The sequence below is a fragment of the Pseudomonas sp. BT76 TE3572 genome, from assembly GCF_050435365.1.
Taxonomy (GTDB): Bacteria; Pseudomonadota; Gammaproteobacteria; order Pseudomonadales; family Pseudomonadaceae; genus Aquipseudomonas; species Aquipseudomonas fluorescens_W.
On the sequence record NZ_JBNDKE010000001.1, the window covers coordinates 1,417,263 to 1,432,174 of the forward strand.

Here is a 14,912-nt window from a genome sequence, read left to right on the forward strand (position 1 = left end):
AGGCCTATCCTGCATAAGCGTTATCCCTCAATGAGCAGGATTCGTCCGGCCTGATTCAGGAGTGTGAGCAATGTCCAACGAAGTGATCAATACCGTTAAGGTGCAGGCCGCCGCCGGCCGCTCGGACGAACTGGGCAAGCAACTGCAAAAAATTGTCGACACCCTGCGCGAACTACCGGGCTGCGACTCCTATATGGTCGACCGCTGCCCCGAGGACGACAACCGCTGGACTGTCAGCGCCCGCTGGCAATCGGAAGCGGCCATGCAAATGCATTTCAACTGCCCTGAAGTACAAGGCTTTATCGGCCTGATCGACAGCCGTCTGGCCAACAGCGTCGACTTCAACAGCTTTCCTATCGTTTAAAAATTAGGTCGCCGTCTTCGGCCACTCCTACAGGGCAATGGGTACCTCTGCAGGAGTGGCTGGAGGCGGCGATCTTGTTTTTTCAACGCGCATGATTGGTCCCCTCGCCTTCACGAAAATTGGCTGTTTGATTGGCCTGGGCCGAGACTTACTGTGGTCCCTGACAACTAACCACAGCAGGTGATAACCCATGAACGCCTTCCGCTACTGCGCTGCGCCCCTCGCCGCCCTGGCCCTGACCGTTTCCGCCGCGGCATTCGCCCACGACCCTTCGGAAAAAGTCACGGTGTTGCAGGACCAGATGCTGACAAACGTGCCGGGTAAAAAAGCGCTGATGATCGAAGTCGATTACAAACCCGGCCAATCGTCCATCGCCCACAAGCACGAGGGCACGGCCATGGCTTACGTCCTTTCGGGAGCAATCACTTCCCAGGTCAAAGGTGAAAAGGCGATCACTTACAAGGCCGGTGAATACTGGTACGAACCGGCCGGGTCGGAGCATTTGGTCTCGAAAAATGCCAGTACCACCAAACCTGCCAAACTGTTGGTGTTTATGGTGTTAGCGCCAGAAGAAAAAGTATTGATCCCTTTGGAAAACTGATAGCTGTCGCGCCAGCCATAAATAAACAGGCTCGAATTAAGCATTCGGGCCTTTTTATTTCCCGGCGTCATTAACCGGCGCCTTTTAAACCAAACAAAACTAGTGACCACCTGACAAGTGCGGTGATTGGCTATTTCTTTGGGCAACGACAGGTTTAGTCTGGAATTTCCGCCGACTGTGTCCGGCCTATTAACTTTCCGACTCAAGTTGTTTCACGGGAGAAACACCATGAAACTTGCACTTGTCAGTACCTTGACGATAACGGCTCTTTTAACAGGTTGTTCAATACCCACTGCACCGAAGGCTGTTTCTTCGCTCGACGGTATTTTCACCGAGCCGGTGGGCCGCAGCAGTGCCACGCATGTCACCAATGGCAGCAACGTGTCCCTGGGCATCGTCTACAGCCGCAACACTCAAACCAACCGCGCCTACCTTCAAGACTACCAGGCCAACGCCGGCACCGGCTTCGGTCAGAGCCTGCTGGTGCAATCGATTCACAACGCCTACGTTGCCACCTCCAAACCGGACATGGCGGTGGACTGGGTCAAAGCGTCCTTGCAACGTCAGTTTGGCTCGGTGACGGTGTACCCGGACATGCAAAGTCTCAGGGCCGCTAAACCGGACGTGGTCGCCATCGTTGACACGCGCAGTCAATTGATGACGTCGCGCAGTTCGGATATCAGCGCGAATGTCAGCGCTGCGTTCTACGATGCCAACTTCAACTACATCGGCACTGCGCAAGGGCATGACGCTAAAGAACTGAGTCCGGTATGGGCGGACTATAAACGCAGCGAAGAGATAGTTGCCGATATTAACGAACAGCAGAATATGCAAGTCAGGGCTTTGCAGAAGTTTGACCAGTCGCTCAGTAATTTATTGACCAGGCCGACAGATAAAGTGTCGATGATCGATAACACAACAGGTCGGAAGTTGTATTAAGGCGGATGGCCCCATCGTCGGAATGCCGCCCAGACACCCCAAATCCTTCAGACAAAAAAAAAGCCCCGCCTCTTTCGAGACGGGGCTTTTTCATTCAGCGCCTGATCAGGCAGCCGGCTCCAACTCAGCGCTGGCAGTAACAGCGGCAGCGACAGGCACTACCGCTTGACCGCTCAACGCCAGATCCAGCAACTCACGGTTGGCTACCGCATACATGGCGTAATCAGTGCCGCTGGCGGCACGGATTTCTACCAGCATGGCGCGCCAGCGTTCGATCATGCCTTCGTGCTCTTCCATCCACAGCTCCAGACGGGTTTCCACGTCTTGAGTGCCGTCGCCCTGTTGCAGGACGGAGATGGTGATCGCACGTTGTTGCCAGTCGACGTCATCGCGGAACGCTTCACGGGCCAGGGCCTGCCAGTTGTTTTCAACCGGCAGAGCGCTGATCTGTTGCAGGTACCAGGTGATGTCCAGCGCGCTGCCCACGGCGAAGTAAGCCTTCGCCACGTCGGCTGCGTTCTGACCGGTCACGTCGGACGCTTCGATGATCGGCAGCAAGGTGTACAGGTGAGTGGTGCCTGCAACCATGCGTGCCAGCAACTCAGGAACGCCAGCCGCGACGTACGCCTGATAACGGGTCTGCCAGCCTTCGCGAGTCGGGCCTTCCAGCAGTTCGTCGAGCTTGAGGCCCAGCGCTGCCAGATGTGGACCGAAGTGCGCGACGTCACGGGCAGCATTCTGCTCGTTGCGACGGCTGCGCAAGAACCAGCGCGTAGCGCGACGGCCCAGACGCATCAGCTCATCCATCAGCTCCAGTTGCACGTCAGCGGAAACCTGATAGTCCAGGGCTTCGATCTGACGGAACCAGTGCGGGAGGTGGAAGATGTCACGCACGATCACATAAGCACCGGCCACGTTCGCCGGGCTCATGCCGGTCGACTCTTTGAGTCGTTGAACGAAGGTAATGCCCATGTGGTTGACCAGATCGTTAGCGATCTGGGTGCTGACGATTTCACGCTTCAGACGGTGACGGCGCATGGCGTCGGAGAACTTGCTCACCAGGGTCGGCGGGAAAGCGGTTTCCATGTCGCGCGTCAGGTAATCGTCGTCCGGTACCTGAGAATTGAGCAGCGCTTCCTTGAGGTCGATCTTGCTGTAGGAGATCAGCACCGACAGCTCGGCACGGGTCAGGCCATGGCCTTCCGCGAGGCGCTCGTTGATTGCCTCTTCAGCCGGCAGGAACTCGATAGCGCGATCCAGCTTGCCGCGGCCTTCCAGATCGTTCATCAGACGCTTGTATTCGGCGATCCGCACGAAGGCACGGCGCGCTGCCAGGGACAGGGCCTGAGTCTGCTTGTAGTTGTTGCCGAGCACCAGGTTGCCGACTTCGTCGGTCATGCTCGCCAGCAACTGGTTACGTTGCTTGTCGGTCATGTCACCGGCGTGAACCACTTCGTTCAGCAGGATCTTGATGTTTACTTCATGGTCGGAGCAGTCCACACCACCGGCGTTGTCGATGAAGTCGGTGTTGGAACCGCCGCCATTGAGGCCGAATTCGACACGACCCAGCTGGGTCATACCGAGGTTACCGCCCTCGCCCACGACTTTGCAGCGCAGTTCGTTGCCGTTCACGCGCAGTGCATCGTTGGCCTTGTCGCCGACATCGGCGTGGCTTTCGCTGCTGGCTTTGACGTACGTACCGATACCGCCGTTCCACAACAGGTCTACTGGTGCCTTGAGCAAGGCGTTCAGCAGTTCGGTCGGGGTCAGCTTGTCAGCCTGAATGTCGAAGCGCTCTTTCATCTGCGGGGAAATCGCGATGCTTTTCGCGCTACGGGAGAAGATCCCGCCGCCTTCGGACATGATGCTGGTGTCGTAATCCGACCAGGCCGAACGCGGCAGGTCGAACAGGCGCTGACGTTCGGCGAAGCTGTTGGCAGGCTCCGGGTTCGGGTCGATGAAGATGTGCAGGTGGTTGAACGCTGCGACCAGTTGCAGCTTGTCGGACATCAACAAGCCGTTACCGAACACGTCACCGGCCATGTCACCGACGCCGACCACCGTGATGTTGTCTTCCTGAACATTGATGCCGCGTTCGCGGAAGTGACGTTGTACGCCAACCCACGCGCCCTTGGCGGTGATGCCCATTTTCTTGTGGTCGTAACCGGCCGAGCCGCCCGATGCGAACGCATCGCCGAGCCAGAAGCCGTAGTCGATGGCGATACCGTTGGCGATGTCGGAGAAGGTTGCAGTGCCCTTGTCCGCTGCCACTACCAGGTACGGGTCATCGTCGTCATGACGCACGACGTTGGCCGGCGGTACCAGCGCGCCGTCTTTCAGGTTGTCGGTGATATCCAACAGGCCCGAGATGAAGATGCGGTAGCAGGCGATGCCCTCGGCCGCGATCTCGTCACGGCTGCCGCCCAGTGGCAAGCGACGCGGCAGGAAGCCGCCCTTGGCGCCCACTGGCACGATGACCGAGTTCTTCACTTGCTGGGCTTTTACCAGGCCCAGGACTTCGGTGCGGTAGTCTTCTTCACGATCAGACCAGCGCAGACCACCGCGAGCAACGTTGCCGAAGCGCAGGTGCACGCCTTCGACGCGTGGCGAGTAAACGAAGATTTCGAACTTCGGTACTGGCTTCGGCAGCTCTGGAATCTGGTGCGGGTTGAACTTGAAGCTGAAGTAGGACTTGTTCTGACCGTGCGCGTCGGTCTGGTAGAAGTTGGTCCGCAGGGTGGCCTTGATCAGGTCCAGGTAGCGACGCAGGATACGGTCTTCGTTCAACACCTGGACGTCGTCCAGTGCGCTCAGAATCGCGTGTTCCAGACGTTGCTGCTTGTCTTCCAGATCGTCAGAACCGAGCTTGCGCGCCAGGTAGAAACGGGTTTTGAACAACCGGGTCAACTCGCGAGCGATGTCGGTGTGGTTGTTCAGGGTGCTGGCGATGTAACCCAGGTCGAAGCCCAGGCGGATCTGCTTCATGTAACGGGCGTAGGCACGCAGCAGCGCGACATCGCGCCATGGCAGGCCGGCGGTCAGCACCAGGCGGTTGAACGCATCGTTCTCGGCATCGCCGCGCACGATGTGGACGAACGCGTCCTGCAAGGTGTCGTTGAGTTGCTGGATGTCGAGTTCCAGGCCTTCAGCGGCGGTGAACGCGAAATCGTGAATCCAGAACTCGCGGCCACTGTTGTGACGCAGGCGATACGGGAATTCACCCAACACGCGCAGGCCGAGGTTTTCCAGGATCGGCAACACGTCGGACAGTGCCAGCGGGGTATCGGCGTGATACAGCTTGCAGTGCAGCTCGCGCTGACCGGAGACCTGACCCAGTGGCTGATAGAAGCTCATCACCAGCGGATTGGATTCTTTCAGGCTCAGCAGGTGCTGCATGTCGACCACAGCCGAATGCGCGGCGAAACGCTCGCGGTAACCGGCCGGAAAGCCTTTCGGGAAGTCGGCCAACACGTTGGTGCCGTGGGCTTCGCCGAAGGTTTCGACGGTCAGGGCCGAGTAGTCGTCCTGCCAGCTGCGGCAAGCCTGGATCACTTCGTTTTCCAGCTGCTGCGGGTCGATGTCCAGACGGTTTTTCGGATCGACGCGCAGAATCAGTTGCACGCGGGCCAGCACGGACTCGGAGAAGAAGGTCCAGAACTCGCAGTCCGAGGCTTTCAGGCGATCCATCAGCACTTGCTGGATCTTCTGGCGCACTTCGGTGGAGTAGATGTCGCGCGGCACGTAGGCCAGGCAGTAGCAGAAGCGGCCGTACGGGTCTTTGCGCAGGAACACGCGAATCTTGTTGCGTTCCTGGATCTGCACGATCGACATCACGGTGGCAAACAGCTCGTCGACCGGGGTCTGGAACAGGTCGTCGCGCGGCAGCACTTCAACCACCTGGGCCAGTTCCTTGCCCAAGTGAGCCTTGGCCTGGAAGCCGGAACGGCGTTCGATTTCTTCGACCTTGCGGCGGATGTACGGGATGACCCGCACGCTCTCGCCATACACCGAGGAGGTGTACAGGCCCATGAAACGGCATTCCTTGATGACGTTGCCGTCGGCGTCGATTTCACGGATCGACACGTAATCCGGGTAAGCCGGACGGTGTACACGGCTTGGGTGCGCAGCCTTGGCGAACGACAGCAGGGTCGGTTCGCGCAGGTAGTTCACGGCGTAGTCTTCGATGCGCAGGTCATCGTAGGTCAGGCCGGTGCGCAGCAATTTGGTCAGGCCGAGGAAGGAATCCTGGTCGTAGACGATGTGGCCGCCATCGGTTTCATCGCGAACCACGAATTCTTCATAGCCCAGGAAGGTGAAGTGGTTGCCCACGAGCCATTCCAGGAAGCTTTTGATTTCGGCTTTTTCTTGCGGATCAACCTTGAACTGGCTGTTGTCCAGGCCGGTGAGGATCTCCTGGACCTTGGCTTTCATCGGTTCGAAATCGGCGACCGCAACGCGGACTTCACCGAGAACCTGTTCCAGTTCCTTGCTCAGGACATTCAGTTCGGCCGGGTTGGCGCAACGGTCGATTTCCAGGTACATCAACGACTCTTGCAGCACGTCGTCGCCCTGGGTGCCTTTCGGCAGGATTTCCAGCAGCTCGCCCTTGCTGCCGCGACGTACGCTCAGCACAGTGGTTTGCAGGGTATGGATGCTGTAGCCGCGACGGTTCAGCTCGGTGCGTACCGAGTCCACCAGAAATGGCAGGTCGTGGTGCAGCACTTCGACCGCGGTGTGGGTCGACTGCCAGCCGTGGCGTTCGTAATCGGGGTTGTAGACGCGCACTTGCGGTTGCGCGTGATCGAAGCGCTCAAGCAGGCGCCACGCAGAAAGGGTGCAGCCGGCGAGGTCGGACAACCGACGCTGGGTCAGCTCGTCCAGGGAAATGATGCCGAAAAATTGTTCCGCGAACAGCGCCACTTGTGGCAGTGCCTGTTCACTGATGTGCTGGGCCAGTGCCGCTCGCAGTTGGTGCTGGAAGTCGGCTTTGCTGGCTGCGGTGAAGAACGCCATCTGTGGTACTCCGCTTGGGCTTGTTATTGATGGAAGCGTCGCGTGCAAACCCCTTTCGGGGCAATCCGTCACCCTGTTCCTGATTCTCGGGCAGAGGAAACAGGATGACAGGTGGGTGAAGCTGGACGAGACACTCAGGTCACATTCACCTTCCATGAATGGGCATCTGCAAAAACGACTGGGCAAGGTGCAGCGCAATGCCTTTACAGGTGCTCATCCGTTGCGCAGCTTAACCAGTGCGGCAAGCCCCGTGCTTGCAGCGCTGCGACATATTCGGTCATCGGTACGCAGCTTGCGCCTTGTGCATCGAACAACACTAGCAGCCGCACGGTAAAACGGGGGGTTTAAGCCCGGTTTTGCGCCACATCCGTACCAGAAATGACCAGCAACACCCCAGATGTTCACGACACATCCTCTGACAACCAGACGAGCAGAAATTCCCGGCTGCTGGCAGAATCGCCCTTTGTTCGTCTTCACAATGCTCGTCGAGCCAGGAATTCCCCATGCAAATGACCACCGCCCTCTTGATCGTCAACCCGTGCGACGACGAAGAAGACAACATGGCCATGCTCTGCTGCCACAGCGATCAGGGCGATATGTTCCTGATGACCCGTTACCCGGACGAGGACGCGCTGGACATCAGCCTCGGCGACGAGCCTTCGACGCTGGACGGCGTAAAAGTCACCCTCAGCCCTACCCGCCTGCTGATCGAAATCGCCGCCGCTGACGCCGATGCGCTCAATGGTGATGATTCGCTGGAAATCATTCACAGCACTGATGCGGCGGATTTGGCCGAAGTGGAAGAAACGTTGCAAAACATTCTCAAGGGTACTGGCACCTATATCAGCGAGCTTTGATGGTGTCTGAGCGGGCGCCTTCGCGAGCAAGCCCGCTCCCACATTTGATCGCAGTCCACTGAAAGAACGCGGTCACCTGTGGGAGCGGGCTTGCTCGCGAAGAGGCTCGAAAGAGCACCACATCCTTCGAACCTCACAAATCTCCAACAGTTTCCTCAACCATTTCCCGCACTTTGCACAAAATGCCGTTAGTCGCCGCCCCCCGCGATAGATTAAAGTAACGCCCCCAGCCCTGGCGTTATACGAACGTCTTCGGTCACCCTTTCCAGGAACAGTCATCGATGGAACATCGTGAAGCGCTGCTAGCGCTGCGAACCTTTCTTTCAACGCAGATTCTCGGCCAGGAAAAACTCATCGAGCGCTTGCTCATCGCCTTGCTTGCCGACGGCCACATGCTGGTCGAGGGCGCTCCGGGCCTGGCCAAGACCAAGGCCATCAAAGAACTTGCCGAAGGCATCGAAGCCCAGTTCCATCGCATCCAGTTCACCCCCGACCTGCTGCCCGCCGACATCACCGGTACGGAAATCTATCGCCCGGAAACCGGCAGCTTCGTGTTCCAGCAAGGTCCGATCTTCCACAATCTGGTGCTGGCGGACGAAATCAACCGCGCCCCGGCCAAGGTTCAATCCGCCCTGCTCGAAGCCATGGGCGAACGCCAGGTCAGCGTCGGGCGCAGCACGTATGAGCTTTCGCCGCTGTTTTTGGTGATGGCCACGCAAAACCCGATCGAGCAGGAAGGCACCTATCCACTGCCTGAAGCGCAGCTCGACCGCTTCCTGATGCACGTGAAAATCGGCTTCCCGGACGCCGCCGTCGAACGTCGGATCCTGCAACAGGCCCGTGGTGAAGCGCTGAACGGCGAAACCAAGCCCGAGCGCCGGGTCAGCCAGCAGGCGATCTTCGCCGCGCGCAAGGAAATCCTCGGTTTGTACATGGCCGACGCGGTGGAGGAATACCTGGTGCAACTGGTCATGGCCACACGCACCCCGGCCAAGTTCGACCCGGAGATGGCCGAGTGGATCGCCTATGGCGCCAGCCCGCGCGGTTCGATTGCCCTCGACCGCTGCGCCCGGGCCCACGCCTGGCTGGCCGGTCGCGACTTCGTCAGCCCGGAAGACATTCAAGCGGTGCTGTTCGACGTACTGCGCCACCGCATCATTCTTTCCTTTGAAGCCGAAGCCGCGGGCATCGACCAGGACCGGGTGGTCCAGCGGATTCTCGACGTCGTAGCCGTCGCTTGACCCCGATGAACGCCCTCCTGCCGCCCGAGCCGGGCATCCGTGTCAGCCTCGCCGAGCTGATCGAGATGCGCCATCGCGTGCGCGAAGTGCAACTGTTTTCCACACCGAGCCAGCGCAGCCCGCTGATCGGCCTGCATCACTCCAAACTGCGCGGGCGCGGGGTGGACTTCGACCAGGTGCGGGTCTATCAGGCCGGCGATGACGTGCGAAGCATCGATTGGCGCGTTACCGCACGGACCCAGGAACCCCACACCAAGCTGTTCCATGAAGAGCGCGAGCGACCGATTTTCATCATGGTCGAGCAAAGTCGCCGGCTGTTTTTCGGCTCGGGGCTGATGTTCAAATCAGTGCTCGCCGCCCAGGCTGCGAGCCTCATCGGCTGGGCCGCACTGGGTCATAACGATCGGGTTGGCGGACTGGTGTTCGGCAACAACGAACACTATGAAATCAAGCCACGACGCAGCAAACAGAGCCTGCTGCAATTGCTCAACCGTCTGGTGCGGGTCAATCAGTCGCTGCAAACGGAAAACGAGCCGGACCGGGACGCCTTCAACATCGCCCTGCGCCGTGCCCGGGAAGTCCTGCGCCCCGGCAGCCTGGTGATCATCATCTGCGACGAACGCACCTTGTCCGATGGCGCCGAGCAACAGCTGAGCCTGTTGTCGCGGCATTGCGATCTGTTGCTGCTGCCAGTGTCCGATCCACTGGACCACGCCCTGCCCGCCGCCGGGCTTTTGCGCTTCGCCGAACGCGGTGCGCAACTGGAACTCGACACCCTTAATTTCGAGCTGCGCCAGACCTATCGCGCCCAGGCCGAAGCGCGCATCGCTCGTTGGGAATTGCTGGCGCAGAAGCTGCGGGTATTGCTGATGCCCCTGAGCACCCAGAGCGAGATGGTCGAGCAACTGCGCGAGTACCTGAACCCACAGAAACCAGGGAAAGGCCGATGAGCAGCCTCGATCAATTGCAACCGCTGATCTCCCCGCCACCGATCGAATTCTGGCCACCGGCACCGGGCTGGTGGTTGCTGCTGCTGTTACTGCCGCTCATCGGTTTCGGTCTGTGGAAGGCAAGGCACTTCTTTGCGAACAAACGCCCAATCGTGCGCGCCGAACAACCGCTGGACCCGGTGCGCCTCGCCGCGCTGGCAGAACTGGCGCGGATGCCCAAACCCTACGACGGCGCGCCGGCCGGTGCCTGGTTGCAGCAACTCAACGGTTTGCTCAAACGCCTGTGCCGTAACCACTACCCCTACAGCCAGAGCCATACCCTCAATGGGCGCAAATGGCTGGCATTCCTCGACAATCGTTGCCCGGCCGCCGGCCTGACCCGCTGGATGGTGCTGGTCGAAGGCGCCTACAAACCCGAATGCAAACTCGACGACAAGGCCATCGCCGGCCTGACGCAAGCGGTCGACACCTGGATTCGTAAACATGTTTGAGTTCGCCTGGCCGTGGATCTTTGCCCTGCTGCCGCTGCCCTGGCTGATGCGCATCGTGCTGCCTGTCGCCGACAGTGGCGAGCCGGCGCTCAAAGTCAGCTTCCTCGGCGACCTCGAAGGCCTGGTCCGCCGCCGCGCCCGGGCCAACCTGCCGGCCTGGCGTCAACAGGCTCCGTTCATTCTGCTGTGGCTGTTGTTGCTGATCGCCGCAGCGCGCCCGCAATGGCTCGGCGAACCGCTGCCCATCGCCGCCAGCGGTCGCGATCTGCTGGTAGCGGTCGACGTGTCCGGCTCGATGGATTACCCCGACATGCAATGGCAGGACGAAGACGTCAGTCGACTCACACTGGTTCAGCACTTGCTCGGTGACTTCCTTGAAAGTCGCGACGGCGATCGTGTCGGCCTGATCCTGTTCGGCAGCCAGGCTTATCTGCAAGCACCGCTGACGTTCGACCGGCACACCGTGCGCGTGTGGCTGGACGAAGCGCGGATCGGCATCGCCGGCAAGAACACCGCCATCGGCGATGCCATTGGCCTGGCCCTCAAACGCCTGCGCCAACGCCCGGCACAAAGTCGCGTACTGATTCTGGTCACCGACGGCGCCAACAACGGCGGCCAAATCGACCCGCTCACGGCTGCGCGGCTGGCGGCGAGCGAAGGCGTGAAAATCTACCCGATCGGTATCGGCGCCGATCCGGAGCAAAGCGGCACGGTGGGTTTCCTGGGGGTCAACCCGAGCCTCGACCTTGATGAGCCCTCCTTGATGGCGATCGCCGAAGCCACGGGCGGCCAGTATTTTCGCGCTCACGATGACAAGGAACTGCAAGCGATCAAGGACACCCTCGACCAACTGGAACCGGTGACCCAGCAACCGACCCAGGCCCGCCCGGCGCAGGCGTTGTACCACTGGCCTTTGGCGCTGGCGTTGCTGCTGAGCATGCTGTTGGTGGTTCGCGAGCGCTGGCCGGATAACCCGTTGCGGCGACTGTTCACCAAGGACCTTCTGCAAACGCAATTGCCCGACTGGCGCCAGCGGCTTAACCGCCTGCGTCTGCGGAGGCGCCGATGAGTGCACTCTGGCCGTACTTGTTCCGCCCCTGGTGGTTGCTGTTGTTGCCATTGCTGGGCTGGTTGCTCTGGCAACTCTGGCATCGGCAGAAACGCGCCGGGCGCTGGCAGATGATTCTGCCACCGGCCTTCCATGCGGCGTTGCTCAGTGGTGGCAACGGTCGCGACAGCAAATTGCCGTGGGTCATCCTGGGATGTGCCTGGGTGCTGACCGTTCTGGCGCTGCTCGGGCCGAGCTGGGAACGTGTCGAGCAACCCAGTCAGAAACCCGCCGACCCGCTGGTCGTGGTCCTCGAGCTAACCCCTGAAATGCTCGCCACCGACGTACCACCCAACCGGCTGGAACAGTCCCGGCGCAAGCTGTTCGACCTGTTGGAGAACCGCAGCGATGCCCAGACCGCGATTGTCGTCTACGCCGGCAGCGCTCACACGCTGGTGCCGCTGTCGGATGACCTGTCGACCAGCCGTAATTTGCTGGATGCCCTCAAACCTTCGCTGATGCCCCTGGCGGGACATCGCGCCGACCTGGCGGTGACCAAGGCCCTTGCCCTGCTGGCTCAGAGCGCCCTCGGTGACGGGCGGATCCTGCTGATCGGTTCGACCTTGACCGAACTGGAACGCCAGGGGATTCAGCAGGCGCTGGACGGCAAGTCGACACAATTTCTGATGCTCGGTATCGGCACTGCCGAAGGCGCGCCGATCACCCAGGAGGACGGCAGTTTTCTGAAGGACGACCAGGGCGCGATTCTGGTGCCGCATCTGGACGAGCCAAGCCTGAAAGCCTTTGCCAACGACCTCAACGGAAGCTATCGCCACGCGCGCCTGGACGATGCCGATTTGCGCGCACTCGGCTTGTTCGAGGAGCCACGCACGCTGCGCAACAACGGCCAGACCCTGCGCCTCGATACGTGGGCCGATCAGGGTTATTGGCTGTTGTTGCCGTTGCTGCTGCTCGCAGCGTGCGCCGGTCGTCGCGGCTGGTTGTTCTGCTTGCCACTGCTCTTGCTGCTGCCACAACCGAGTTATGCCTTCGACTTCAACGATTTGTGGCTGCGCCCCGACCAACAGGGTCTGGTCTTGCTGAAGCAGAAACGCCCGGCCGAGGCTGCGCAGCATTTCGAAGATCGACAATGGCAAGGCGTGGCGCTCTACGAGGCCGGCGACTACAGCGGCGCCGCCCAGCGGTTCGCCGAAGGCAGCGACGCCCACGCCCACTACAATCGTGGCAACGCCCTGGCCAAAAGCGGTGAGCTGGAAGCCGCGCTGGATGCCTACGAACAGGCGCTGGAGCGTCAACCGGATTTACGCCCGGCCCTGACCAACAAGGCGCTGGTGGAAAGTCTGCTCAAGCAGAAAAACACTCCGCCGCCCGTTGCTCCAGACAAAAACGCCGAAAACCAGGCCGAGCCCCACACACAAGAACCGCCGCCGGGCGCGGCCACGCAACCGTCGGATAATGGCGAACCGAAAACCGACGGCCAACAAACCACGACGGACTCCGACCAACAGAGCAAAACGCCGTCGAAACCCGGCACCAATGAAGTCCCTGGCAGCGAGCTGGGGAATGAAGACACCACCAGACCACCGATGCGTCCGGCCAGCGACAGCATCGATGGTGAACAGCGCCAGGCGCTGGAGCAATGGCTGCGCAAGATCCCGGATGACCCGGGAGAATTGCTCAGACGCAAATTCTGGTACGAACAGCAACAACATCAGGATCAGGGAAAAACTCGATGACCCGCTTCACCACTTTCTTGCTCGCACTGCTGCTCTGGACTGCTCAGGCCCAGGCTGCGGGGCTGGTCGCCAGTGTGGATCGCAGTCGCCTGAACAGCGGCGAAACGATTGAACTGACCCTGGAATCCAACGACGTGACGCAGTTCGGCAAGCCTGATCTGGCACCGCTGGAGCCGCTGTTCGAAGTGCGCGGCACCCGTCAGGTCAACCAGTTGACCACCCTGAACGGCGACAACCGTGCGACCACCCGCTGGATCATCACCCTGCTGCCTCGGCAGAACGGCAGCGTGGTAATTCCGCCACTGCAACTGGGTGACGTACAGAGCCAGCCAATCACTGTGCAAGTGGTCGAGACCGAAACCCAGGACAGCCCGGACAAACGGGCCCCGGTGTTCATCGACGCCAGCCTCGATCAAAACAGCGTGTACGTGCAAGCCCAGGCGATCCTGACCTTGCGCATCTACCATTCGGTGTCGCTGTACGACGACAGCAGCCTGCCCCCTTTGCAAATTCCCGATGTGCGCATCGAGCAACTGGGCGAAGCGCGCACCTACGAGAAAGACATCAATGGCCTGCGCCACGGCGTGATCGAAATGCGCTACGCGATCTACCCGCAACACAGCGGCGAGTTGGTCATTCCGCCGCAAATATTCAATGCCGCACTCGTGGACGCACAGCCCGCCAAGGACTCCGCTGCGCAGGCACCGAAATCCGGCAAATTGATGCGAGTCAGCTCCGCCGAGATTCTGCTGACGGTCAAGGCCAAACCCCTCACCTACCCGGCCGACGTGCCATGGCTGCCGGCCCGCAGCCTCAGCCTGAGCGAAAGCTGGAACCCGGAACCGGACCATGCGCTGGTGGGTGATTCGTTGACCCGCAGCCTGACGGTGAAGGCTGAAGGCCTGGACAGTTCGCAATTGCCGCCGCTGCCCGCTACCGACGTCAACGGCTTGCGGCGCTACCCGGATCAACCGGTGCTGGGCAACCAGAACAGCGAGCGCGGGCTGATCGGCAGTCGCGAAGACCGCGAAGCCCTGGTGCCGACACGTAGCGGCGCAATCGAGTTGCCAGCGGTTGAAGTGATCTGGTGGAACACCTTCGAGGACCACCTCGACCACAGCAGCCTGCCGGCGCGAACCCTGCCAGTGGCGAACAATCCGAGCCTGATGGTCGACACCCCGGCCGGCACACCTCAAGTCTTTTCCGCAGCCGACAACGAAGCCCTCTGGTGGTGGAAACTCAGCACCCTGATCCTGGCCTGCACCACCCTGCTGGGCTTCGGTCTCTGGTGGCGCGCCCGCTGGCAACCGGCGATCCTGCGCGCGGCGCAGACAGGTCCGAGCCCGCGCACCGTACTCGACGATCTCAAGCGCGCCTGTCAGGCCAACGACTCCCACGCCACCCGCCAGGCCCTCGACGCCTGGGCCCGGCAACAACCGGAAACCCTGGCCGATATGGCGGCGCGTTTTGTGCCGTTGTCCGACGCCCTCGACGGCTTGAACGGCGCGCTCTACAGCGAAACCGGCCAGCATTGGCAAGGTGAAGACTTGTGGCGGGCGATCAAGGCGATTCCGATTGCCGAGCGTGTTCAGGACCCGGTGGGCGACAGTGGCCTGCCGCCGCTGTACCCGAAATAACACTAACCCCTGTG

The 14,912-nt window shown here is 60.7% G+C and carries 11 protein-coding genes; 10 read left to right on the forward strand and 1 reads right to left on the reverse strand.

What is annotated here, in order from left to right:
• Nucleotides 1-70 precede the first annotated feature (70 nt).
• The 3 genes from ABH912_RS06345 (at nucleotide 71) to ABH912_RS06355 (ending at nucleotide 1,904) form a co-directional block, all read left to right on the forward strand.
• Nucleotides 71-364 (forward strand): putative quinol monooxygenase, encoded by a 294-nt coding sequence (locus tag ABH912_RS06345; RefSeq protein ID WP_008150809.1) that lies wholly within the window; start codon nucleotides 71-73, stop codon nucleotides 362-364.
• Nucleotides 365-554: 190 nt separating this feature from the next.
• Nucleotides 555-965 carry a cupin domain-containing protein gene (locus ABH912_RS06350; protein WP_429510110.1) on the forward strand — a complete coding sequence of 137 codons (411 nt, stop codon included), beginning with the start codon at nucleotides 555-557 and terminating at the stop codon, nucleotides 963-965.
• Between the two features lie 228 nt (nucleotides 966-1,193).
• Complete coding sequence (locus ABH912_RS06355) at nucleotides 1,194-1,904, forward strand: ATPase (RefSeq protein WP_429510112.1); 711 nt, start codon at nucleotides 1,194-1,196, stop codon at nucleotides 1,902-1,904.
• A gap of 105 nt (nucleotides 1,905-2,009) precedes the next feature.
• Here the strand turns inward: ABH912_RS06355 and ABH912_RS06360 are convergent, their stop codons facing one another.
• Complete coding sequence (locus ABH912_RS06360) at nucleotides 2,010-6,917, reverse strand: NAD-glutamate dehydrogenase (RefSeq protein WP_429510113.1); 4,908 nt, start codon at nucleotides 6,915-6,917, stop codon at nucleotides 2,010-2,012.
• A gap of 503 nt (nucleotides 6,918-7,420) precedes the next feature.
• On the opposite strand from ABH912_RS06360, the gene ABH912_RS06365 reads away from it, so the two are divergent.
• The 7 genes from ABH912_RS06365 (at nucleotide 7,421) to ABH912_RS06395 (ending at nucleotide 14,898) form a co-directional block, all read left to right on the forward strand.
• Entirely contained in the window at nucleotides 7,421-7,774 is a 354-nt protein-coding gene (locus ABH912_RS06365) for a hypothetical protein (RefSeq protein WP_033054675.1), read from the forward strand.
• 281 nt (nucleotides 7,775-8,055) lie between these two features.
• Entirely contained in the window at nucleotides 8,056-9,015 is a 960-nt protein-coding gene (locus ABH912_RS06370) for an AAA family ATPase (RefSeq protein ID WP_008150800.1), read from the forward strand.
• A 5-nt stretch (nucleotides 9,016-9,020) separates the two neighbouring features.
• On the forward strand, nucleotides 9,021-9,965 hold the full coding sequence (locus ABH912_RS06375; RefSeq protein WP_429510116.1) for a DUF58 domain-containing protein: 945 nt from the start codon (nucleotides 9,021-9,023) through the stop codon (nucleotides 9,963-9,965).
• Nucleotides 9,962-10,456 (forward strand): DUF4381 domain-containing protein, encoded by a 495-nt coding sequence (locus ABH912_RS06380; protein WP_033054673.1) that lies wholly within the window; start codon nucleotides 9,962-9,964, stop codon nucleotides 10,454-10,456. Before ABH912_RS06375 ends, ABH912_RS06380 begins: the two co-directional genes overlap by 4 nt.
• Entirely contained in the window at nucleotides 10,449-11,525 is a 1,077-nt protein-coding gene (locus tag ABH912_RS06385; protein WP_429510118.1) for a vWA domain-containing protein, read from the forward strand. The genes ABH912_RS06380 and ABH912_RS06385 overlap by 8 nt, the downstream gene beginning before the upstream one ends.
• Nucleotides 11,522-13,261 carry a tetratricopeptide repeat protein gene (locus tag ABH912_RS06390; protein ID WP_429510119.1) on the forward strand — a complete coding sequence of 580 codons (1,740 nt, stop codon included), beginning with the start codon at nucleotides 11,522-11,524 and terminating at the stop codon, nucleotides 13,259-13,261. The genes ABH912_RS06385 and ABH912_RS06390 overlap by 4 nt, the downstream gene beginning before the upstream one ends.
• Nucleotides 13,258-14,898 (forward strand): BatD family protein, encoded by a 1,641-nt coding sequence (locus tag ABH912_RS06395; RefSeq protein ID WP_033054666.1) that lies wholly within the window; start codon nucleotides 13,258-13,260, stop codon nucleotides 14,896-14,898. Before ABH912_RS06390 ends, ABH912_RS06395 begins: the two co-directional genes overlap by 4 nt.
• Nucleotides 14,899-14,912 lie beyond the last annotated feature (14 nt).

Excerpts from the sequence above, each read along its gene's own strand:
- ABH912_RS06345 (WP_008150809.1), top strand. The coding sequence starts at position 71 with ATGTCCAACGAAGTGATCAATACCGTTAAGGTGCAGGCCGCCGCCGGC.
- ABH912_RS06350 (WP_429510110.1), top strand. The coding sequence starts at position 555 with ATGAACGCCTTCCGCTACTGCGCTGCGCCCCTCGCCGCCCTGGCCCTG.
- ABH912_RS06355 (WP_429510112.1), top strand. The coding sequence starts at position 1,194 with ATGAAACTTGCACTTGTCAGTACCTTGACGATAACGGCTCTTTTAACA.
- ABH912_RS06360 (WP_429510113.1), bottom strand. The coding sequence starts at position 6,917 with ATGGCGTTCTTCACCGCAGCCAGCAAAGCCGACTTCCAGCACCAACTG.
- ABH912_RS06365 (WP_033054675.1), top strand. The coding sequence starts at position 7,421 with ATGCAAATGACCACCGCCCTCTTGATCGTCAACCCGTGCGACGACGAA.
- ABH912_RS06370 (WP_008150800.1), top strand. The coding sequence starts at position 8,056 with ATGGAACATCGTGAAGCGCTGCTAGCGCTGCGAACCTTTCTTTCAACG.
- ABH912_RS06375 (WP_429510116.1), top strand. The coding sequence starts at position 9,021 with ATGAACGCCCTCCTGCCGCCCGAGCCGGGCATCCGTGTCAGCCTCGCC.
- ABH912_RS06380 (WP_033054673.1), top strand. The coding sequence starts at position 9,962 with ATGAGCAGCCTCGATCAATTGCAACCGCTGATCTCCCCGCCACCGATC.
- ABH912_RS06385 (WP_429510118.1), top strand. The coding sequence starts at position 10,449 with ATGTTTGAGTTCGCCTGGCCGTGGATCTTTGCCCTGCTGCCGCTGCCC.
- ABH912_RS06390 (WP_429510119.1), top strand. The coding sequence starts at position 11,522 with ATGAGTGCACTCTGGCCGTACTTGTTCCGCCCCTGGTGGTTGCTGTTG.
- ABH912_RS06395 (WP_033054666.1), top strand. The coding sequence starts at position 13,258 with ATGACCCGCTTCACCACTTTCTTGCTCGCACTGCTGCTCTGGACTGCT.